Here is a 21,471-nt window from a genome sequence, read left to right as displayed (position 1 = left end):
CGTCAGCCGGTGTTCTGCAGGCCCGCCGACACGCCGTTCACGGTCAGCAGCAGCAGATGCTGCAGCCGGCCGGCGTAGTCGCCGTCCACGGTGGCGGAGCCGTCCACGCCCGTGCGCAGCCCGCGCAGCGCCCGCACCTGCAGCAGGGACAGCGCGTCGACGTACGGCGACCGGAGCTGGACCGCGCGGCCCAGCACCCGGCGGCCGGCCAGCGGCCAGGCGTTGCCGGAGATCTTGAGCACCATCTCGCGGGTGAGGCGCAGTTCGTCGAGCACCATCTGGGCGAGGTCGTCCCGCGTGCCGAGCGCCAGGTACTTGGCGGCGATGCGCTCGTCGGTCTTGGCGAGCGACATCTCGACGTTGTCGAGCAGCGTGGCGAACAGCGGCCACTCCGCACGGGCGGCCCGCAGCGCGTCGAGGTCGCCGAAGTCGCGCAGGGCCGTGCCCAGGCCGTACCACCCGGCGAGGTTGATGCGCGCCTGCGACCAGGAGAACACCCACGGGATCGCGCGGAGGTCGTCGAGCGACGACACGGACAGGCCTCGGCGGGCGGGGCGCGAGCCGATGGGCAGCAGGCCCACCTCCTCGAGCGGCGTCACCTGGGCGAACCACTGCGGGAAGCCCTCGGCGCGGACCAGCTCGTGGAACCGGGCGCGGGACGACGCGTCGAGCGCCGTCGCCAGGCCCGCCCACCTGGCTGCGGTCTCCGCGTTCCGCTTCTCCGTGGAGGGCGCGGACGCGAGCAGCGTCGCGGCCGCGACCTGCTCGATGTGGCGCGCGGCGATGGTGGGGTCGCCGTAGCGGGCCAGGATGACCTCGCCCTGCTCGGTGAGCTTGAACCGGCCGTCCACCGAGTGCGGCGGCTGGGCCAGCACCGCGCGGTTCGCGGGGCCGCCACCACGGCCGAGCGCCCCGCCGCGGCCGTGGAACAGGGTGAGGGTGATGTCGTGGCGGCGGGCCCAGTCCGCGATGCGCGACTGCGCGTCGTGCAGCGCGAGCGTCGCGGACACGGGGCCCACGTCCTTGGACGAGTCCGAGTAGCCGAGCATGACCTCGACCCGCCGGCCGTTGGCCGCGAGCCGCGTCTGAACCTGCGGCAGCTCCAGCATGGCCTCGAGGATGTCCACGCTGTTCTCGAGGTCGGCGAACGTCTCGAACAGGGGGATCGCGTCGAGCACCGGCGCGGCGGCCGGGTCCTCGAACGCGGCCTCGGCCAGCTGGTAGACGGCTGCGAGATGCTCGGGCGCCTGCGTGAACGACACGATGTACCGGCGGGCGGCCCGCTCACCGAAGCGGCGCTGCACGGCACCCAGCGCCCGGAAGGTGTCGAGGACCTCCGCAGTGCGCTCGGAGAGGTCCCCGTGCGTGCCCTTCTCGGCGATCTCCTCGAGCGCCGCGGCGTGGACCTGGGAGTGCTGCCGCACCTCGAGCTCCGCGAGGTGGAAGCCGAACGTCTCGACCTGCCACACGAGACGCTGCAGGTCGCCGTAGGCGGCGCGCGGCGCCCCGGCCTCGACGAGCGACTCCTGGACCACGCGCAGGTCGGCCTCGAGGTCCTCGGCCGACGCGTAGGCGAGGTCGGCGTTGCGCGTCCGGGTGGCGGCGATCCGCTCGGCGATCGCGAGCAGCACCGCCCGGTGCGGCTCGCGCGGCGACGCGGCGGACGCCCGCTGCGTCACCTCCTCCGACAGCTGCCGCAGCCGCTGCCAGAGCGCGTTCAGCCCGGCGGAGGCCGGCGTGCCGTCCTGGTCGAGCGTCAGCTTGCGGCCCACCTCGCGGGCCACGCCCTCCAGCGCGGACAGCGCGTGCTCCGACGCCAGCGTGGCGGCCTGCCGGGTCACCTCGGCGGTGACGTTGGGGTTTCCGTCCCGGTCACCGCCGATCCACGATCCCAGCCGCACGAACGGGCGTGCCACGGGAGCGGTCCGGCCCGCGTCCTCCGCCAGCAGCCAGTCGTCGAGGCGGCGGTACACGTCGGGGAAGACGTCGAACAGGGTGGCCTCGAACACCCCCATGACGGTCTTGACCTCGTCGATCACCGTCGGCTTGGACACCCGGATCGGCGACGTGCGCCACATGGTGTCGATCTCCGCGAGCAGCAGCCGCTCGTTCTCGACGAGGGACACACCACCCGGGCTGCGCAGGTCCCGCTCGGCGAGCAGGCTGTGGATCCGGCGGATCGCCCCGCTCACGGCACGACGGCGCGCCTCGGTGGGGTGCGCAGTCAGGACCGGGCGGAACTCGAGCTCGCCGAGACGACGCAGCGCCTCCTCACGGCCCACCTCCTCCGTGAGCTGCGCGAACGCCTCGGGGAGGGTGTCCTCGAGCACGGCCGGTCCGGTCCGGGTCTCCGCCTCGCGGGCCCGCAGGACGCGCACGCGGTGGTACTCCTCCGCCAGGTTGGCCAGGTGGAAATAGCACGTGAACGCGCGCGCCACCTGCTCGGCCCGGTCGAGGGCGAAGCCGTCCACGAGCGCGGCGGCCTCGTCGAGGGCAGCGGCGTCGCCGTCGCCGTACGCACGGATGGTCAGCTCGCGCAGCCGCTCGACGTCGTCGAGCAGGTCCTGCCCGCCGGCCTCGCGCAGGATCGTCCCGAGCAGCCCGCCGAGCAGGCGTACATCGTCACGCAGCAGGTCCGGCACCTCGTGCCGAGCCACGCCACGGGCGGTCTGGAGTTCGGTGTCGCTCACAGCACTAGACCTTATGCCGATCCGGGGTTGAAGATCTCATGGCGTCCGGGTGATGGGCAGCACATCTCCTCACCCCAGTCTGATCTGCTCCCTCGTCCGCAGGTGGGCCCACCGTCGCGCCCGCGGCAGTCGCTGGATCGTCACCTCAGGCGCCCGCTCGCTGCCCGACGGCGGCAGCTCGCCCCGGGAGAGCACGTCCGCCTCGCGCAGCGGCCCGAGGTCCAGGCCGGTGAGCGCCGGGACGTCGGCCACCGGTACCTGGTACGTGCGGTACGGGCCCAGCGGCGGGATCCTGTCGGCGGCGAGCGCCTGGGCAGTCACCATCTCGAGCTCCGCGTCCTCAAGCTGCGGCGTCTGGTCCAGCACGAAGGCGGTGGCGGCCAGACCCTCCGGCCCGGGCGCCCAGACCACCACCTTCCAGAAGAGCCGGGGGATGCCCACGCCGCGGTAGACGGGGTCGTCGCCGGCCAGGACGGGGCCCGTGTGGACCACGATGCGGTGGTCGTGGGCTCCGGCGTACTCCAGGACGTGGTCCTCGAGCCCGTTCCACAGCTCCTTCGACTGGTTGAAGCGCGCCACCTGGGGAGCAGCGTTGGTGTACGAGAACGTGTCGCCGTTGGCACGGCGGGCCGTCTCGGGGTCACCCCAGACGGGATCGAGCCGGCGGACGAGGTGCCCGCGGTCGAGCGGGTTGCTGCGGTACAGCTCGGGCCCGGCCTGCTCGTGGACGGGGACCCGCTCGTCGAGGTGCCACCTGCCCGAGCGCGGGAGCGCGCGCAGGCCGGCGCCGTCGATCACGCAGGAGGTCACCGCCGCGAGGCGGCGCGCCGGGTCGAGGAGGACCGTGAAGTGCGTGTAGTCGAGGCGGCGGACAGCCTGCCCGGGAACGGGGAGCGGGACGGTGGTCCCGAGGAATGCGGGATCGTAGCCGGTCACGGCGCCCAGCCAACCAGGTTCAGGCGTTGTGGGTATGGCTGGGGCGTGAATTCTGGACAGGATTCACGCCCCAGCCATACCCACAGCGGAGGGGCGGGTCAGGCGACCCGCTCGCGCAGCCAGGCGATGTCGGGCCCCATGTCGCCGTGGGTCTCGCAGATGACCGGCGCCCCTGCCGCCACGACCACCCCGGCCAGCAGCTCCCCGGGGATCTGCCCCTCGCCGAAGTGGGCGTGCCGGTCGGCACCCGACCCGGCCGTCTCACGGGAGTCGTTCGCGTGCACCAGGTCGATGCGGCCGGTGATGGCGCGCACCTGCTCCACGGCGGTGGCGAGGTCGATGCCGCCGGCCCAGGCGTGGCAGGTGTCGAGGCAGAAGCCCACGTTCTCGGCCCCGTCGGCCGACGACACTGCCGCCCACAGCTGCTCGATCCGCTCCAGCCGGCGGGCCATCGAGAACTCGCCGCCCGCGGTGTTCTCGATGAGCACCGGGACGTCCGTCTCGAGCGCGTCGATCGCCTTGCGCCAGTTGTCGAAGCCGACCGCCGGGTCGTCCTTGGCGGTCACGTGCCCGCCGTGCACCACGACGCCCTTCGCGCCGATCAGCGCCGCGCCGTCGACCGTCTGCTGCAGCAGCTTGCGGCTGGGGATCCGGATGCGGTTGTTCGTGGACGCCACGTTGATCAGGTACGGCGCATGCACGTACAGGTCGAGGCCCGCCGCCTCGGCGTCGGCCCGGAGCGCCTCCGCACCGCCCGGGTAGATGAACTCCGGGCCCTTCCAGCCCTGCGGGTCGCCCAGGAACACCTGCACCTGCTCGGCCCCGATGGCCTTCGCCTGGGCGATCGCGTCCTGCTGGTCCACGTGCGCGCCGATCTTCATGCGTCCACCCTAGGACGGCCCACCCACAGCGGCGCCCGGTCGACGCGGCCCGGTCGACGCGGCACGTCACCCGAGCCCCGCGATCCCGTCCTCGCTCACCACGACGAGGTGCCCGTCCACCGCCACGAGCGTGTCCCAGCCTTCCCGGGAGTCCTGCCACACCACCTCCCCGGTCCGCAGGTCCACGGCCACGGAGAAGACGAGGACGGAGGTCTCGTCCGGCACGCCGCGCATCGTGACGAGCGCGTGCCGCCCGTCGGTGAACGCCTGCTCGATGGTGGGCGCCCAGGCGGTGAGGTCCAGCCCGGCGACCGCCTCGAGCCGGGTGCTGGCCCACAGCTCCTCCCCGGTGCCGACGTCGAGCGCGGTGACGTTGCCGGCGCCGTCGTCCACGAGCACGACGCCGCCCGCGAGCGCCGGGACCCGGTCCACGACCATCTCGGTGCTCCAGAGCTCCTCGCCGTCGTCGTCCTCGGCGCGCACCTCGCTCCCGAGGTCCAGGAACCGCACGCCCGTCACGGAGCCGTCGGACGCCAGCGGCACCATGAGACGGCCCGGCAGCTCCCGTCGCGACCCGTCCGGCCCCACGACGACGTCGCGCAGGACGCCGCGCACCAGGTACCCCTCGCCCAGCGGCTCCACGCCGCGCCACTCGTCGGTGTCGAGGCGTTCTCCGTCGGCGGTGAACGCGGCGCGGACGCCGCACCCGACGATCGTCAGGGCAGCCCCCTCCGCCCACGCGGACACGATCCCCGGATCGGCTTCCATCCCGGTCTCCGTGAGCTCGAGACAGGCGCCCAGGTCGGTCTCGGCCGGGTCGAACGGGACCACCTCCGTCCAGCGCGGCTCGCCGGTCACCGAGTCCTCCGCACGGACCTCGAGGTCGCGGCCCCTGACGACCAGGTCGGCGTCCACGCACCCGTCCTCGGCGCAGCCCGGCCCGGCAGGCACGGAGCCGACGCGGGCGAGCCGCACGACAGTGCCCTCCGGGCCGACGGCGACCCGCTCGTCCGCGGCCACCTCGGACGTCCCGAGCACCTCGCCGTGGGACGTCACGGTCGAGAGAGCCGCCGGGCCCACCCCGCCGCCGAACCCACCCTCCGCCGCGTCCCGCTCCGGCGTGAGGCAGACGAGCACCTCCACGGCCGCGGACTGCTCGTACGCGGACGGCCCGCACCATGAGCCGGCCCCCAGGGGCACCGACCACACGGACGCGCCCGTCAGGGGATCGACCGCGACCAGGTCGCCGTCGTCCACCACCGCGACGGTCTGCGCCAGGCGCACCACCTCGCCCGGCGCCACGTCGCGCGACCAGGTCTCGGCCAGAGGCGCGGCGAGGCTCAGGACGCCACCGGCGGCGGCCCGGAGCCGGGCCTCGTGGGCCCGGTCGCGCAGGGCGTCGACACCGAGTGCCGCCGCGACGACGAGGACCAGCCCACCGGCCGCGACAGCCAGCCGGCGCGGCGACAGCCAGGCTCGGGTGCCCGACGCCGGGCCCTCGCCCGGGCGCACCGGCCCTCCCTCACCTGGGGCCGGGCCGGGCAGGGGAGGGGTCCCGTCACCGGGGTCGGCGTCGAGATCGATCCGGAGCGGCTCGTCGCCGGGTGCCGGTCTCATCCCAACCCGACAAGTCCCAGCGTCTCGACCCCGACGAGCCGCCCGGCCACCGCCCGGAGCTCGCGCAGGTCCGGGTAGACCTGGGACCAGAGGAGGTCGCCGGTGCGGAGGTCGAGACCGTGGGCCACCACGCCGAGCCCGCCCGTCCCGCCCGCGTCCAGGCTGTTGACCACCATCAGGACCCGGCCGTCGGTGAACACCGACGAGACGTACGGTTCGCCGAGGTAGCGCGTGGACCCGTCGGGGTGGTCCACCTCCCGGGGCGCCACCCAGCGCCACAGGTCTTCGCCCGTCTCGAGGTCCAGCGCGGTGAGGGCCTCCTGCTGCCCGTGGACCACCGCCACGCCGCCTGCTTGGGCGAGCACCTGCCAGACCTGGACCGGCGACGACCACAGCTCCTCCCAGCCCGGCCCGAACGCCCGCACGTCCGACCCGTCACCGCCGCCGGTCAGGGTGACCTCCGGCGCGGCGCTGTCGGACGCGGCCGGGACCAGGGGGAAGCCGTCCACCTCGGCGAGGACCGTCCCGTCGGGCGACCGGACCGTGCTCGTCACGGACACCGGGCCGTCCACGTCTGTCTGGTCCACCGCGACGTCGGCCATCTCCCCGCCGGGCAGAGGGACGACGTGTGAGCTCAGCCCTGGAGCGGCCTGCTGGAGCGCGCCGTCGGCCGTGATCAGCCCGTTGACGCCGCAGCCCTGGACCTGCACGGACTCGGCGATGGGAGAGACCCAGAACCCGTCGGGGCTGTACTCCGCCTCGTCGGACGAGAAGTAGGAGAAGCAGCTCGAGTCAGCGATGCCGGGGTCGTCGCTCAGCTCGAAGGGGATGGTGACCTCCCACACCTGCTCGCCCGTCGGGCCGGTCAGGCCGACTACGAGGTCTCGGCCCTCCAGCGCCGTCCCCGGCTGCACCGTGCAGGCCCCGGTCCCGGTCGTGTCGCAGTCGAGCTCGACGTCGACAGGCTCGAGGTCGGGCCCCACCCGCTGCGCCCGGACCACACCGTGCTCCTGCCACAGCTGCGGCTCGGGCCCGCCGCCCGGGCCGAACCGGGAGTCCGACTCGGTATCTGGATCGACGGCGCCGAGCGGTGCCCGGGAGGTGATGTCACCGTCAGGACCCACGACCACGAGCTCGCGCTCGTCGGACCTGCCGGCCAGGCACAGCAGCTCGTCCACCTCGGGGAGGAGGACCTCACCGAACACGCCCCAGGCCTGCGAGCTGCCACACTCCGCATACTGGAGCTCCGTACGCCACCGCACCTCGCCGGTACCCGGCTCGACCGCCACGAGCTCGTCGTAGCCCTGCAGCACGAGGGCGCCGTCCAGGACCGCCGCGGCGGTACGCGTCTCGTCCAGCTCCCAGACCTGCTCGGGCGCCTCGAGCAGCGACACCACCCCACCGGCCGCGGCAGCCAGCCGCTCGACCCGTGAACGCTCCTGAGCTGCGCCGATGCCGCCGCCCACCAGTGCGGCCACGGCCACGGCGGCGGCGACGGGAACCACGACACGACGGTTCCGGCCGGCCCAGGAACCGAGGTCACGGGCCGCGAGGCGCACCGGCTCGGTCAGGGTGCCCCACCGGGTCGCCCGCGCGCTGCCTGGTCCCTCCGGTGCCGGCGCTCCCGCGACGACCTCGCCCTCGCCGTCCGCGTCGAAGACCAGATCGAAGGTGAGCACGCCGCCGTCACGGCCAGGCTCGGCCTGCCCCGCCCGCTCCACCGGCGGAGCGGCCGGCGTGGTGCTCGCGGGCGGGTCGACGTCGTCGGGCGCTGCGCCCTCCGGGAGGGCGTCACGGACCGCCGCCGGCGCGAGGGCCTGCGGGGCCGCGACGGAGTCCGCGTCGTCGTCGACCAGCTCGAACGTGTACGCGGCGTCGTCGCTCCGCTTGCGGCCCATGCGGGGAGCCTAACCACGGGAACCCGCGGGGAGAACAGGGAGACGCGAAGCGGGTCAGCGTAGGCCGACGAGGTCGAGGCCGAGCCGGTCGAACGAGGAGCCGGCGTCGTCCACCAGCCGCAGCCCGGCCGGGCACACCCGGCCGGGCGCACTCCGCCCGGCTCACTCCGCCGGCGGCGCGAGCCCGGCGACGCCCTGCTGCGTGACCTGCACCAGGTTTCCGTCCACCGCCAGCAGCTGGGTGTACGGCGTCTCCTGCTCCAGCTCCCAGCGGACGTCGCCCGAGTCGAGGTCGAGAGCGATCAGGCGCAGACCCGAGTCCCCCGCGGCGGGCGGCGTGGCCAGGAGGAGGGTGCCGCCGTCCGTGAACGCCTCCGTGACGACCTGCTCCACGGCCGTCCACTCGCCCTTGGCGAGCAGCTCGGGCTCGGTGGCCCAGAGCTCTTCACCGGATCTCAGGTCCACGCCGACGAGCCGCCCGTGGAAGTCAACGACGACCGCGAGGTCCTCGGTCCGCGCGAGGAGGTGGTTCCCGGGGAGCTCGGTGGACCAGCGCACGGCGCCGTCGTCGTCCACCGCCACGAGACCGCTGGGCCGGTCGAGCAGCCTGACCCGCGGCTCGGAACCGTCTGTGGTGAAGGGGTCGAGGAGCATGCCGTCCGGCGTGCTGACCACGCCGTCCTCGTCGACGACGGTGCCGTCGACCCGCAGGAAGCCGCCGTCCACGAGCGGCATGCGCGTCCCCGCAAGGCTCGCCCCGGCGGCCGACAGGTACGGGAGACCCCCCTCCGAGTAGAGGCTCCAGCCCGCTGGCAGCCGGGTCCCGGAGGCGGCGTGGTCCGGGACAGGCTCGCCCTCGGGCGTGAAGACCCCCACGGTGCCGCACCCGGCGACGGCCACGACGGTGGGCGACGAGAAGGTCGCGAGCGGAGCGTCGGGGGCGTAGGCGGGCGCGCCTGTCGTGCCGTCGTACTGGACGCACGCTCCACCGGCGCCGAGACTGACCGGCGAGAACGGCACGTCATGCTCCCAGCGGACCTCTCCGCTCGCCGCGTCCTCCAGGCGCACGGACAGGTCCCAGCCGTCCTCGACGGTGCCGGCCAGGCTCACAACCTTGCCCTCGGCGTCCGTCACGCTCTCGACGGTCGCCGCGTCCGGGTCGGGCGGCGAGCCGGTGCGCTCGGCCACGAGCAGCCCGCCGTCGGCCGACGGGACGACGGCGGTGGCCGCCGCGACCTCTCGCGTGTCCTCGACGCCGTCCGGGCCGATCACGGTGACGGTCCGAGGGCCGCCCGCGTCTTCCGTGCTCACGCAGACCAGGCGCTCCGCCTCCGCCGCGCGCTCGGCCCGAGCGACCGGCAGGGGGCCACACTCGCCGGACGCGCGGTCCACGGTCCACAGCGTGGTGCCGGTGGCGGCGTCCAGCCCCAGCACCACGTCCCGGCCGACGGCGGCCACGACGCCCCCCGGCATCCGGACGAGCCGGGTCTCGATCGCGCCCTCGACGGGCACCGACCACGTCTCCCGCAGCTCACGGTCCAGAGCCGCCACCCCGCCTGGGGCGGCGGCCAGGTGCTGCCGGTCGATCGCGGCCTCCAGAGCCACGCCGCCCGCGACGGCCGCGGCAACCACCACCGCGGTCCCGCCCGCGAGCAGCGCGCGGCCCCTGCGCGACGTCGGGATCCGGGACCGGACGGCGGCGACGCCGGTGCGCGCGGCGCCTGCTGTGGCTCGGGCCGCGGCTCGGGCCGTCCGCGACGTGGCGGCGGCCGTGGCTGAACCGGCACGGCGGAACGGGGTGGTGGCCTTGCCGATCGAGCCTGCGACCTTGCGGCGCATCGCGGCAGCACGGCCGACTGGTTCCGGCGCCGCGTCAGCCGTCCGGGCTCGTTCGAGCGTGTCCGGGTCGGTCAGCGACGTCGGTACGCCGGTGATCATCTCCGGGCTCGCGGGGGCCTTCGCCGGGGACGGGGCGTCATCCTGCGGAGGCGCCGCAGGGGGGTCCGGCACCAGGTCGAAGGTGTGGGATTCGTCGTCACCGCGCCGCGAGCTCACGAGGAGAGGCTAGCGGCGACCCTCCGTCCGGTGTCGTATCGACGGTGGTGTGAGGGTGGGAGGCCGACCACAGGTCGTGGTTTCGGGGTTCTGTGCACAGATTGGCTGGTCAGCGGGCCGTCAGAACGCGTGTTCGATAGGATGGGGAGGGTCAGGAACGGCCGGATCATGCGGGTTTCGAGGAGGTGCGGGGATGGTGATCGAAGCGATCGATACGCGTGTCTCTGTGCCCGGGACAGGCCTGGCAGGGACTGACGCTGGGTCCGGCACGGACGCCACGGTGCCCCGTGCGACGCCCGCACCCGCGGGACTGTCCTCTGCCGGGCCTGCCGCCCGCCGCCCGTTGGAGGTCGTGCTCGCGGACCTGGAAGCGGTCGCGGATGAGCTGGTCGCGGTGGCCGGGCCGGGGGCGCTGGACGCCCTGGAGGTGGCGGGCGGGTTGGTGGTCGCGCGGCTGGTCGAGGCCGGGACCCGGGTCCGGACCCTGACGAGCCGGTTGGACGCGTTGCGCCTGTCGTTCCTGCCCCGGGTCGAGGCCGACGGCCGGTGGGGCACCGGGTCGGGGGCCGGGGCGAGGTCGTTCGCGACCTGGCACGCCGCGACGAGCAACATCTCCGTGCCCAGCGCCCGGCGTGAGGTCCGTGCCGCCCGGGTCCTGGACCAGGACCTGCCCGCGACCAGGGCCGCGGCCCTGGCCGGGACCCTCGGCCCCGACCACCTGACCATCCTGGTCAACACCGCCCCCACCAGCCCGGCCCGCAAGGCGGCACTGGCAGCCCCCCTGCCCGGCACCGGGCCCGTGCCCGGCCCCGACGGCCCCTTCGGCCCGGACGGTCCGGCGGACGGCCCCGACGGCCCGGCGGGCGGTCCGGCGGGCGGTCCGGGCGCGGACGGTGTGGAGGCGGTCTCGGGTGAGGTGTTCCTCCTGGCCCAGGCCCGCGCGCACCGCCCGGCAGCGTTCCGGCGGCTGGTGGCCCGGTTCGCGACCGTGGCCGACCCGGACGCGGACGAACGCGGTCACACCCACGCGCGCGACCGTGAGCACCTGGAGCTGTCCAAGACGTTCGGCGGGTACCACCTGAACGGGTTCCTGACCGACGAGCACGGCCTGACCCTGACAACAGCCCTGAACTCCGTCATCCGACCCCCGACCCCCGACACCGCACGCACCACGACCCAGCGACGCGCCCAAGCCCTGGCCGACCTGGCCCGCATCGTCCTGGACAACGGCCACACCGGCACCGGCGCCGCAGTCCGCCCCCACCTGACCGTCACCGTCTCCTGGACCGAGCTGCAGACCCTGGCCGCCCGCACCGGCGTCACCCTCACCACAACCACACCCACCACAACCGGGACCACAGCAACCGGGACCCCCGCCACCACAGCGACCGGGACCACAGCGACCGGGACCGCCGCCACCCCGGGCGGGCTCACCCCCACGGGCGGGGCGGTGTTCACCGAGACCGGCACCCCCGTCCCCCCAGCCCTGCTCGCCAAGATCGCCTGCGACAGTCAGGTCACCCGGGTCGTGTTCGGCCCCGAGTCACAGGTCCTGGACGTGGGCCGCACCCGCAGAACCATCACCGGCGAGCTCCGCCGCGCCGTCATCGCCCGCGACCGGCACTGCACCTGGCCCGGCTGTGACGAACCACCCTCCCGCTGCGAAGTCCACCACGCCACCCACCACTGGGCCGCCGGCGGCCACACCAGCGTCCCCAACAGCGCCCTGCTCTGCTGGCACCACCACAACCACGTCGACACCAACCACATCACCATGACCCACACCAACGGCACCTGGACCTTCACCGACCATCACGGCAAACCCATCACCGAGCCCCGACCCTCGCAGTAGCGGTGGCACGCCCGCCCACGCAGTCGCGCGCGCTTCCCGGGCTCCCACCCGGCGCTCCCACCCACGTGGCCGCCGCGAGCGCCGTCCGTCGGGGGCCGTCCGTCGGGGACCGTCCGTCGGGGGACGAGGGTTCCGCAGTGCCGTGGGGCCGGAGCTTGTGTCAGCCGGCGCCCGTGTCAGTGCACGTGCTTGCTCGCCAGGTCGCGCAGCGTGGCGATCTCGGCGGGGATGTCTTCTGCCCCGTACACGGCGGAGCCGGCGACGAAGACGTTGGCGCCCGCGTCGGCGGCGCGCTCGATCGTGTCGCGGGATACTCCCCCGTCCACCTGGATCCAGACGTCCAGCCCGGACTCGCTGACCGCCTCGCGCGCGCGGCGGATCTTGGGCAGCGTGCCCTCGATGAAGGACTGGCCGCCGAACCCGGGCTCGACCGTCATGACGAGGATCATGTCCACCTCGGTCAGGAGGTCGAGGAACGGCTCGACGGGGGTGGCGGGCCGCAGTGCGACGCCCGCCCGCGACCCGAGGCGGCGCAGCTCGCGAGCCAGGCGGACGGGTGCGGTGGCGGCCTCGGCGTGGAAGGTGACCGACGCCGCCCCGGCCTCCGCGTAGGCGGGCGCCCACCGGTCGGGGTCGGCGATCATGAGGTGCGCGTCGAGCGGGATCGGGGACACCTTGGCAAGTCGCTCGAACACCGGCAGGCCGAGCGTCAGGTTCGGGACGAAGTGATAGTCCATGACGTCGACGTGCGCGTAGTCCGCGTCGGAGATCGCGTTGAGGTCGCGCTCGAGGTTCGCGAAGTCTGCCGACAGGATGCTCGGGGCGATGAGGGCTGCCATGCTGCCAGCGTAGAGCCACCTTCCGCCGTCCCGACGCTCGAGGAGCACTGATGGTCCCCGACATCAACTACTGGGCAGTGATCGTCGCGACCCTCTCCACGATGGTGGTGGGGTCGGTCTGGTACACGCCGAAGGTGTTCGGCGGCCGCTGGATGCGGCTCGCGAAGGTCGACCCGGACAAGGCTGCCGCGGCGGGCCCGTGGCCCATCGTGGTCACGGTGCTCGTCAGCTTCGTCTCGGCCTGGGTGCTCGCCGGTGCCACCTACATCGCCTGGACGTTCTACGACGACGGCTTCCTGACCGCCGCCGTCGTGACCGGCCTCCTCCTGTGGGCAGGTTTCACCGCCGCGCGGATGATCACCCACGACGCGTTCGAGGGACGCCCGGCGGAGCTGACCACCCTGAACCTCGCCCACGAGCTCGTGACCGTGCTTGTCATGGCGGTGATCCTGGGCGTCTGGCCCCCGGCCGGGGTCTGAGCCCCCGGGCTCCAGCCCGAGCGCAGCCACAGCCGAGCCGTCAGCCCCGCTTGCGCAGCAGGGTCAGGTGCATCGCGTCGGTGCCGTGGACGTGCGGCCAGAGCTGGACGTCGTCGCGGTCGGCGAGGGGGAGGTCGGCGCCGGGGCGCAGCACGGAGCGCAGGACGGCGGCCGCGTCGACCCGCTCGACGTCGTCCCGCTTGCGCAGCACGTCCGTGACCACGAGCTGCGTCTCGGCGAGGTGCGGCGAGCAGGTCACGTAGCCCACCACTCCCCCGGGGCGCACGGCGTCGAGCGCCGAGCCGAGCAGGTCCCGCTGCAGCGACGTGAGCACCGCGAGGTCGGCGGGCGTGCGGCGCCAGCGTGACTCCGGCCGACGGCGGAGCGCCCCCAGGCCGGTGCACGGCGCGTCGACCAGCACCCTGTCGTACGCCCCGGGCTCCTGCCGCCCCACGTCTCGGCCGTCACCGGTGCGGACGTCCTCCACCGCGTCGTAGGGCACGGCGCGGAGGGCCTTCTCGACCAGGCGGGTGCGGTGCGGCTGCACCTCGTTGGCGACGATCCGCGCGCCACGGGTGCCCGCGAGGGCCGCGAGGAGGGCGGCCTTGCCGCCCGGGCCGGCGCACAGGTCCAGCCAGCGCTCGTCCGGGCCCTCGATCGGGGCCGCCACGAGGGCGAGGGTGACGAGCTGGGAACCCTCGTCCTGGACGCCTGCCAGGCCCTCCCGGACGGCGGGCACGCCGGTGGGGTCGCTGCCCGCGAGGACGAGCGCCGTGGGCGACCAGCGCCCCGGTAGCAGGTCGGCGTCGCCCCACGCCTCGTCGTCGCCGGCGTCGACCAGGCCGGGGCGCGCCACGAGGGTGACGCGGGGCGCGGTGTTGTCGGCCTCGAGCAGGTCGCCGATCTCGTCGACCGCGCGGCCGTTGCCCGCGAGCGCCTCGCGGAGGGCCCGGGTGATCCAGGCGGGGTGGGATCCGGTGTCGGCGAGGGCGGTGACGGGGTCGGGGGCTTCGTCGGTGAGGCGCTGGAGCCAGTCGTCGAGGGGCGTGCGGGCGACGGCTCGGAGGACGGCGTTGACGAGCTGGGCGGAGCCGGCGCCGGCGCGTGCGCGGGCGAGGCCGACGGTCTCGGACACGGCGGCGTGCTGGGGGACGCGCATGCCGAGGAGCTGGTGGGCGCCGAGGCGGAGGATGTCGAGGACCTCGGGGTCGAGGCGGTCGAGGGGGCGGTCGACGCAGCGGGTGAGGATGGCGTCGTAGCGGCCGCGGAGGCGCAGGGTGCCGTAGGCCAGCTCGGTGGCGAAGCCGGCGTCGCGTCCGTGGAGGCGGCGTTCGCGGAGCAGGGGCGGGAGGACGAGGTTCGCGTACGCGTCGGAGCCGTCGACGGCGCGGAGGACGTCGAACGCGGCGGTGCGGGCTGGGTCGGTGCCCTTGCGGCGCTCGGACGGGGCGAGGGAGGTCTGGGAGCGTTCGCCGCGGGAGCGGGCGGCGGAGCGCTGGCGGCCCTGGGCGTCGCGTCGGTCGTCGGGACGGGGGCGGCTGCCGCGGGGGTCGCGTGCGCTGCGGTCGTGGTCGGCGGTCACGCCGTCACCGAGGTCTGGGGGGTCTTCGCGCTGGGCACCGCCTGAGTCTACCGAGCGGTGGTGCTGCGCCTCCCCGTGAGGCCGGCGGGCGCCGGCGGCCTCACGCGGGGGCGGGGTTCAGCCCAGGACGACGTCGCCGGCGTCGAAGAGGGAGCGGGCGCCTCGGGCCCAGTCGGCGGCGGGCATGGCGCGCTTGCCCACGGGGGTGACGTCGCCGAGCCGGACGGCGTGCGTGGCGGTCCCGACGAGGACCTCCTTCTTGAGGGGCCGCACCGTCCCGGGAGCGAGGTCGGTCACGTCGGGGGCCAGGGTGACGGGGCCGAGGCCGAGGCGCGTCTCGTCGGGCAGGACGGTCCAGGCCCCGGGCGCGGGCGTGCAGCCGCGGACCAGCCGGTCGACGGCGAGGGCGGGGACGTCCCACCGCACGCGGGCGTCCTGGGGCGTGAGCTTGGGTGCGACGGAGACGCCGTCGGCGGGCTGGGGCTGGGGGCGCAGGGTGCCGTCCTCGAGGGCGTCGAGCGTGGCCACGAGGAGGTCGGCGCCCGAGACGGCGAGGCGGGAGAGGAGGTCGCCTGCGGTGTCGCGGGGTCGGATGGTCTCGGTGGCGGTGCCGAGCACCGGTCCGGTGTCCATCCCTTCGTCGAGGAGGAAGGTGGTGGCGCCGGTGACCTCGTCGCCCGCGATGACGGCGCGCTGGACGGGTGCGGCGCCGCGCCAGGCGGGCAGCACCGAGAAGTGGAGGTTGACCCAGCCGAGGCGGGGGACGGCGAGCACGTCGGGGCGCAGCAGGTGGCCGTAGGCGACCACGGGGGCGGCGTCGACGTCGAGCTCCCGGAGCCGGGCGAGGAACTCCTCGCCGCGGGGCACGTCGGTGAGGACGGGGATCCCCGCCTCCTCGGCCCGGGCCCGGACGGGGCTGGGGGTGAGGCGGCGTCCGCGGCCCGACGGCGCGTCGGCCCGGGTGAGCACCGCGACGACCTCGTGACGGGACGCGAGGAGCGCCTCCAGGGACGGGACGGCGGGCTCGGGGGTTCCGGCGAAGAGGAGGCGCACCGGGACAGTCTAGGAGCGGTCGCCGGACGGTGCGGCGGCGCGGACGGGCACCCCGAGGGCGGCCAGGTCTCGGCGGAGCGCGGCGGTGCTGGTGAAGCGCACGGCGTGGAAGCCGGCCTCTCGCCCGGCGACGACGTTGGGCTCGGTGTCGTCCGTGAACACGGCGTGCGCGGGGTCCACGCCGTAGTCGTCGGCGAGGAGGCGGAAGATCCGGGGGTCGGGCTTGGCGATGCCGACCCGGCCGGACACCAGGATGTCGTCGAGGAGCTGTACCGCCGGGTTGTCGTCGGCCAGGTGGAAGGTCTCCGCCGACCAGTTGGTCAGCCCCACGAGGCGCAGGCCCAGGTCCTTGAGCTCCCGCACGAGCTCCTCAGACCCCTCGACCGGCCCCGGGAGCGCGAGCGCGTACCCGTCGACGTACCGGCGCAGGTCCTCGACGCGGTGCGGGTGGGTACGGGCCACCTCCTCGAGCAGCACCGGCCACGGTTCGCCCGCGTCCTGGCGGTGGTTGAGCGCGTAGAAGCCGATCTCGTCGAACAGCCGGTCCACCTCCTGCCGCGTGAGGTGTCCCTCGAACGGCAGGTACGGGTCCCAGCGGATCAGGACGTTGCCGAGGTCGTAGACGACCGTGTCGATCGTCGGGGTGGTCTCGCGAGAGGTCACAGCATCTCCTTGGGGTCGAGCTGAACGCGGACAGTGCCGCCCTCACGCCGCGCGGAGCGCACGGCGAGGGAGTCGCGCAGGCGCCGGGCGAGCTCGACGCCCTCGGTGAGGGGCACGCGGAGCAGAGCGCGCACCGGCGGGTCCAGCGTGGCGGGCCGTCCGGGAGCGCCCGGCCGTGGCGGCTGCGGCACCTCCACCGGTCCCAGGACCGTGCCGAGGCCGACGCGCGCGACGAGGGCGTCGACGGCGTCCCGGTCACCCGTCACGGCCGCCACCCGCACGGCGGGCGGGAGGTCGAGCTCCACCCGCTCGGCGAGCTCGCGGTCCGCGAAGCCTGCCGGGTCCCAGCGGACGAGGGCCTGCGTGGGCGCGGGCGCGGCGTCACCGACGAGGAGCACCTGACCGTCAGGGGCCGAGCGGACCAGGGACGCCGCGGCGAGCCACCGGTGGACGGCCTCCGTGCCCGTCGCGAGGCCGGTTCCTCCCGTCAGGACCGCGGCGTCGAGCAGGAGGGCGGCCGCGTACCCGCCGTCGGCCACGGGTTCCGCGCCGGGGGTGGCCACGACGAGGGCGGGCCTTCCGGGCACCTCGTCCACCACCCCGCCCGGCGCGGACGCCGCCGAGAGGCGGACCGGCACGCCCGGGAAGGCGCGCCCGAGCTCCTCCGCGGTGCGGTCGGACCCGACCCGGACGGAGCGGAGGCCGGTGAACCCGCACTCGTCGCACGACCAGCCGCCCGCCAGACGACCGCACCATGTGCACTGGGGAGCGCCGCCGGCGCTCGGGAGGCCCAGCGGCCCGTGGCACGTGGCACACCGGGCCGCCGTCCGGCACCGGGCGCACGCGACGACCGGCAGGTAGCCCGCACGCGGCACCTGGACCAGGACGGGGCCGTGCGCCAGGGCCTCGCGGGCCGCCCGCCAGGCCGCGGACGGGAGCCGGGCCGCAGCCGCTGCGCCCTCGCGCGCGAGCTCCACGGACGTGAGGGCACGCACCCGGGGCGCCAGGGCCCGCAGTACGTCGCGCGGTACGCCCAGTTCCCGGGCCCAGCCCGACGCCAGCAGCGCCTGCGCCTGGACCGTGCGGCCCGGCGAGCCCAGCAGGTACGCCGCGCCCTCCTGCTCCGCCCGCAGCGCGAGCACGTCACGCGGGTGGGCGTACGGGGCGTGCGGCTCGGCCAGGGTGTCCTCGCCGTCGCCCCAGAGCACCACGAGCCCCAGGTCGGCGACCGGCGCGAACATCGCCGCCCGCGTGCCGACCACCACCCGGGCCCGGCCGTGCAGGGCCGCGAGGAAGGACCGGTAGCGGGGCGCGGGGCCGTCGTCGGCCAGGAGCCGGACGTGGTCCTCCACCCCCGCGGCCTGCAGCGCGGCCTGCAGCCGGGCGACGTCCCGGGCGTCGGGCGCGACGACGAGCGCGCCCCTCCCGCCGGCGACGCAGGAGCGGACCGCCTCCGCGACGGCGAGGGCCCAGTGCGGGTGCGGCCCTTCCACCCCGGGGAGTGCGGACCACACAGCTCGGGGAGCCTCCCCCGCGCCGACGCGCCGGAGGAAGGCCTCCCCGCCGCGGTACGGCGTCCAGGCGGACGACGACGGCGCGGCGGGCGGCGGGACGTCCGCCGTGCGCGGCGCGCCCTGCGCCGGCTCGGGCCCGGCCGCATCGCCGCCCGCGGGCTCACCGGCCCCGGACTCGGCGTCCCCGTCGCCGGCCGCGTCACCGGCGGCGTCGCCGCCCAGGGCCGCCTCCGCCTTCTCCACGCGCGCATGGCGCGGCGGGACCGCGAGGCGCAGCACGTCGGCGAGGGTGCCCGCGAACCGGTCGGCCACGGCCCGGCACAACGCCAGGACCTGGGGCGTCAGCACCTGCTCGGGAGACACGACCCGGCGCAACGGCACCAGCCGACCGTCGTGGTCGGACGTCTCCTGCCGCGCCACGACGAACCCGTCCACGTCCTGCCGGCCGAACCGCGCCTTGATGCGCACGCCCGGCTGGGCGTGGGCCGACAGCGCCGCGGGCACGAGGTAGTCGTACGGCTGGTCCAGGTGCGCCGGCTGCAGGTCCAGGACCACCCGGGCGACGGGCAGCTCCGTCGCGATGGGCACGCCGGAGGTCTCCACGACCGCTCGGGCCCGGGGCGCCCGCCCGCGGGCGGCGCGGGACGACGCGCCCACGTCGTCGAGCCCGAGCAGCGCGGGCTGCTCGGGCTCGGCGGGGTCACGAGTCACGGTCACGGCCCCATCCCATCACGAGCCGCCGACACCGCCGGCGCGGACCGGGGCCGGCCGCCTCACCGTGGCGGCACGGCGTCCAGGGATCAGAACAGCGACGTCAGCGCCTCGACGCGGTCGGTCCGCTCCCAGGTGAACTCCGGCAGCTCGCGCCCGAAGTGCCCGTACGCGGCGGTGCGGCGGTAGATCGGGCGCAGGAGGTCCAGGTCGCGCACGATCGCGGCGGGGCGCAGGTCGAAGACCTCCTTGATCGCCGCAGTGATGCGCTCGACGGGCACCTGCTCCGTGCCGAACGTCTCGACGTACAGGCCCACGGGCTGCGCCTTGCCGATCGCGTAGGCCACCTGGACCTCGCACCGGCGCGCCAGCCCCGCCGCGACCACGTTCTTGGCCACCCAGCGCATCGCGTACGCGGCCGACCGGTCCACCTTCGACGGGTCCTTGCCCGAGAACGCGCCACCGCCGTGGCGGGCCATGCCGCCGTACGTGTCGACGATGATCTTGCGGCCCGTGAGGCCGGCGTCACCCTGCGGGCCACCGACGACGAACTTGCCGGTCGGGTTCACGATCATGCGGAAGCCTGCCACGTCCAGGCCCGCCGCCTCGCCCAGCCCCTGCACCACCGGGGTGATGACCTGTTCCGCGACCTGCCGGTGCAGCTTCTCCTGGACCACGTCGGCGTCGTGCTGGGTGGAGAGCACCACCGTGTCGAGGCGGACCGCGCGATCGCCGTCGTACCCGATGGTCACCTGCGTCTTGCCGTCCGGGCGCAGCCCCGGCACGTCGCCCGTGCGGCGCACCTCGGCCAGCCGCTCCGCGAGGCGGTGCGCGAGCCAGATGGGCAGCGGCATGAGGCTGGGTGTCTCGTCCGACGCGTAGCCGAACATCAGGCCCTGGTCACCGGCACCCTGGGCGTCGAGCGGGTCGTGGTCGGACGAGTCCTCACGCTGCTCGAGCGCCTTGTCGACGCCCTGCGCGATGTCGGGCGACTGCTGCCCGATCGACACGGAGACACCGCACGAGTCGCCGTCGAACCCGATCGCCGAGGACGTGTAGCCGATGCCCCGGACCACCTCACGGACGATCTGCGGGATCTCGACGTACGCGTTGGTCGTCACCTCTCCGGCCACATGGACCAGGCCGGTCGTGACCATCGTCTCGACGGCGACCCTCGACGTGGGGTCCTGCTCGAGGAGCGCGTCGAGGATCGAGTCGGAGATCTGGTCGCACACCTTGTCGGGATGTCCCTCGGTCACCGACTCGGAGGTGAACAGCCGCAGCGCATCTGTCATGCCGGACATGCTACGTGCCGAAGTGCCGCCAAGCGCTACCGAAACGGGGTTCCCCGTCTCACATGATGGGAGAATCTCACATCATGGACGCGCGGACGTTCCGACGTGCGAGACGTCAGGGAAGCAGCTTGGCGACAGCGTCCCAGATCGCGTCCGCCACCTCGCGCTTGGTGCCGGCGGCTCGCGACACGACCTCGCCCGTCGCGTCCAGCAGGGTGACGTCGTTCACTGCCTCGCCGAACCCCCGGCCCGACCCGACCTCGTTCACCGCGAGAAGGTCGGCGCCCTTGCGCCGCGCCTTGGCCTGCCCGTGCTCCAGCACGCCGGCCGACGCGTCCCCCGTCTCGGCCGCGAAACCGACCACGAGCTGGCCCGCCCGCAGCCGGTCCCGCGCCAGCTCCGCGAGCACGTCCGGGTTCTCGACGAGCTGGATGGGCGCGGGCGGCTCGCCCGGCACCTTCTTGATCTTGGCGTCCGGGGCGCTCGCCGGCCGGAAGTCGGCGACTGCCGCGGCCATCACCACCACGTCGGCCTCGGCGGCGGCGGCACGCACGGCGTCGCGGAGCTCGGCGGTGGACTCCACCGCCACGACCTGGACATCCGCACCGGCACCTGACCCGACGCCGGAGCGCCCCTCGGGCGGCGGCGTCACCTCGGAGAGCACCTCCCGGGCGACGTTCGCCGCGACGAGCGTCACGCGCGCCCCGCGGGCGGCGGCCGCGGCGGCCAGCGCCACGCCCTGCAGGCCGCTGGACCGGTTGCCGATGAACCGCACGGGGTCGATGCGCTCACGCGTGCCGCCCGCGGAGACGACCACGCGGCGCCCGGCGAGGTCGCCACGGCCCGCCGGCGCCACGCCGGCACCGGGCGTGCCCACGACGGCCAGCGCGTGCGCAGCGATGTCCTCGGGCTCCGGCAGCCGGCCGGGTCCGGTGTCGGTCCCGGTCAGGCGGCCCGACGCCGGCTCGATCACGTGCACCCCCCGCTCGCGCAGGGTCGCCACGTTGGCGCGGGTGGCGGGGTGGTCCCACATCTCCGTGTGCATGGCCGGGGCCATCACCACAGGGCACCGCGCCGCGAGCAGGGTGGTGGTCAGCAGGTCGTCGGCCCGGCCGGTCGCGGCGCGCGACAGCAGGTCGGCCGTGGCGGGCGCGACGATCACGAGGTCGGCGCCCTGGCCGAGCGCCACGTGCTGGACGTGCTCGACGTCGTCGAAGACCTCCGTGCTGACGGGCTCGCCGGACAGCGCCTCGAAGGTGGGCGCCCCGACGAAGCGGAGGGCCGCGGCCGTGGGGATCACGCGCACGGCGTGCCCCTGCTCACGGAGGAGACGCAGCAGGAGCACCGCCTTGTACGCGGCGATGCCCCCGCTGACGCCCAGCAGGATCCTCATGCTCGGTCCCGGA

At 75.1% G+C, this 21,471-nt stretch carries 15 protein-coding genes; 2 read left to right on the top strand and 13 right to left on the bottom strand.

The window, feature by feature from the left end; genetic code table 11:
• Positions 1-2: 2 nt before the first annotated feature.
• The 6 genes from AC060K_RS01080 to AC060K_RS01055 form a co-directional block, all read right to left on the bottom strand.
• Positions 3-2,690, bottom strand: coding sequence for a phosphoenolpyruvate carboxylase (locus AC060K_RS01080; RefSeq protein ID WP_483763592.1), 2,688 nt, complete (start codon positions 2,688-2,690; stop codon positions 3-5).
• Positions 2,691-2,759: 69 nt separating this feature from the next.
• A complete protein-coding gene (locus tag AC060K_RS01075; protein WP_483763591.1) occupies positions 2,760-3,626 on the bottom strand; it encodes a DNA/RNA non-specific endonuclease in 867 nt (288 codons plus the stop codon).
• 98 nt (positions 3,627-3,724) lie between these two features.
• Positions 3,725-4,507 carry a deoxyribonuclease IV gene (locus AC060K_RS01070; RefSeq protein WP_483763590.1) on the bottom strand — a complete coding sequence of 261 codons (783 nt, stop codon included), beginning with the start codon at positions 4,505-4,507 and terminating at the stop codon, positions 3,725-3,727.
• A 66-nt stretch (positions 4,508-4,573) separates the two neighbouring features.
• Positions 4,574-6,124, bottom strand: a complete 1,551-nt coding sequence (locus tag AC060K_RS01065) for an outer membrane protein assembly factor BamB family protein (RefSeq protein WP_483763589.1) — start codon at positions 6,122-6,124, stop codon at positions 4,574-4,576.
• Positions 6,121-8,022, bottom strand: a complete 1,902-nt coding sequence (locus AC060K_RS01060) for an outer membrane protein assembly factor BamB family protein (protein WP_483763588.1) — start codon at positions 8,020-8,022, stop codon at positions 6,121-6,123. The genes AC060K_RS01065 and AC060K_RS01060 overlap by 4 nt, the downstream gene beginning before the upstream one ends.
• Positions 8,023-8,184: 162 nt before the next feature.
• Positions 8,185-10,077, bottom strand: a complete 1,893-nt coding sequence (locus AC060K_RS01055) for an outer membrane protein assembly factor BamB family protein (protein ID WP_483763587.1) — start codon at positions 10,075-10,077, stop codon at positions 8,185-8,187.
• A gap of 280 nt (positions 10,078-10,357) precedes the next feature.
• On the opposite strand from AC060K_RS01055, the gene AC060K_RS01050 reads away from it, so the two are divergent.
• Entirely contained in the window at positions 10,358-11,929 is a 1,572-nt protein-coding gene (locus AC060K_RS01050) for an HNH endonuclease signature motif containing protein (protein WP_483763586.1), read from the top strand.
• Between the two features lie 176 nt (positions 11,930-12,105).
• Here the strand turns inward: AC060K_RS01050 and rpe are convergent, their stop codons facing one another.
• Positions 12,106-12,768 (bottom strand): ribulose-phosphate 3-epimerase, encoded by a 663-nt coding sequence (gene rpe, locus AC060K_RS01045; RefSeq protein WP_483763585.1) that lies wholly within the window; start codon positions 12,766-12,768, stop codon positions 12,106-12,108.
• 50 nt (positions 12,769-12,818) lie between these two features.
• Here rpe and AC060K_RS01040 point away from each other — a divergent pair, with 50 nt between their 5' ends.
• Positions 12,819-13,247: a DUF1761 domain-containing protein gene (locus AC060K_RS01040; protein WP_483763584.1), complete on the top strand. Its 429-nt coding sequence runs from the start codon at positions 12,819-12,821 to the stop codon at positions 13,245-13,247.
• Positions 13,248-13,287: 40 nt separating this feature from the next.
• Here the strand turns inward: AC060K_RS01040 and AC060K_RS01035 are convergent, their stop codons facing one another.
• The 6 genes from AC060K_RS01035 to coaBC all read right to left on the bottom strand — a co-directional run bounded on the left by AC060K_RS01035 (position 13,288) and on the right by coaBC (position 21,458).
• Positions 13,288-14,829 carry an RsmB/NOP family class I SAM-dependent RNA methyltransferase gene (locus AC060K_RS01035; RefSeq protein ID WP_483763583.1) on the bottom strand — a complete coding sequence of 514 codons (1,542 nt, stop codon included), beginning with the start codon at positions 14,827-14,829 and terminating at the stop codon, positions 13,288-13,290.
• 117 nt (positions 14,830-14,946) lie between these two features.
• Entirely contained in the window at positions 14,947-15,882 is a 936-nt protein-coding gene (gene fmt / locus AC060K_RS01030) for a methionyl-tRNA formyltransferase (protein WP_483763582.1), read from the bottom strand.
• Positions 15,883-15,891: 9 nt separating this feature from the next.
• Positions 15,892-16,545: an HAD family hydrolase gene (locus tag AC060K_RS01025; protein ID WP_483763581.1), complete on the bottom strand. Its 654-nt coding sequence runs from the start codon at positions 16,543-16,545 to the stop codon at positions 15,892-15,894.
• Entirely contained in the window at positions 16,542-18,776 is a 2,235-nt protein-coding gene (locus tag AC060K_RS01020; protein ID WP_483763580.1) for a primosomal protein N', read from the bottom strand. The genes AC060K_RS01025 and AC060K_RS01020 overlap by 4 nt, the downstream gene beginning before the upstream one ends.
• Before the next feature lie 83 nt (positions 18,777-18,859).
• Positions 18,860-20,065, bottom strand: coding sequence for a methionine adenosyltransferase (gene metK, locus AC060K_RS01015; RefSeq protein WP_483763579.1), 1,206 nt, complete (start codon positions 20,063-20,065; stop codon positions 18,860-18,862).
• Between the two features lie 115 nt (positions 20,066-20,180).
• Positions 20,181-21,458, bottom strand: coding sequence for a bifunctional phosphopantothenoylcysteine decarboxylase/phosphopantothenate--cysteine ligase CoaBC (gene coaBC, locus AC060K_RS01010; protein ID WP_483763578.1), 1,278 nt, complete (start codon positions 21,456-21,458; stop codon positions 20,181-20,183).
• Positions 21,459-21,471: the final 13 nt, after the last annotated feature.

The organism is Antribacter sp. NEAU-D49 (assembly GCF_057158775.1).
Note: the sequence above shows the minus strand (reverse complement) of the source record. Positions and strands in the feature narration are given on the sequence as shown.

Excerpts from the sequence above, each read along its gene's own strand:
- AC060K_RS01070 (WP_483763590.1), bottom strand. The coding sequence starts at position 4,507 with ATGAAGATCGGCGCGCACGTGGACCAGCAGGACGCGATCGCCCAGGCG.
- AC060K_RS01065 (WP_483763589.1), bottom strand. The coding sequence starts at position 6,124 with ATGAGACCGGCACCCGGCGACGAGCCGCTCCGGATCGATCTCGACGCC.
- AC060K_RS01060 (WP_483763588.1), bottom strand. The coding sequence starts at position 8,022 with ATGGGCCGCAAGCGGAGCGACGACGCCGCGTACACGTTCGAGCTGGTC.
- rpe (WP_483763585.1), bottom strand. The coding sequence starts at position 12,768 with ATGGCAGCCCTCATCGCCCCGAGCATCCTGTCGGCAGACTTCGCGAAC.
- AC060K_RS01040 (WP_483763584.1), top strand. The coding sequence starts at position 12,819 with ATGGTCCCCGACATCAACTACTGGGCAGTGATCGTCGCGACCCTCTCC.
- metK (WP_483763579.1), bottom strand. The coding sequence starts at position 20,065 with ATGACAGATGCGCTGCGGCTGTTCACCTCCGAGTCGGTGACCGAGGGA.
- coaBC (WP_483763578.1), bottom strand. The coding sequence starts at position 21,458 with ATGAGGATCCTGCTGGGCGTCAGCGGGGGCATCGCCGCGTACAAGGCG.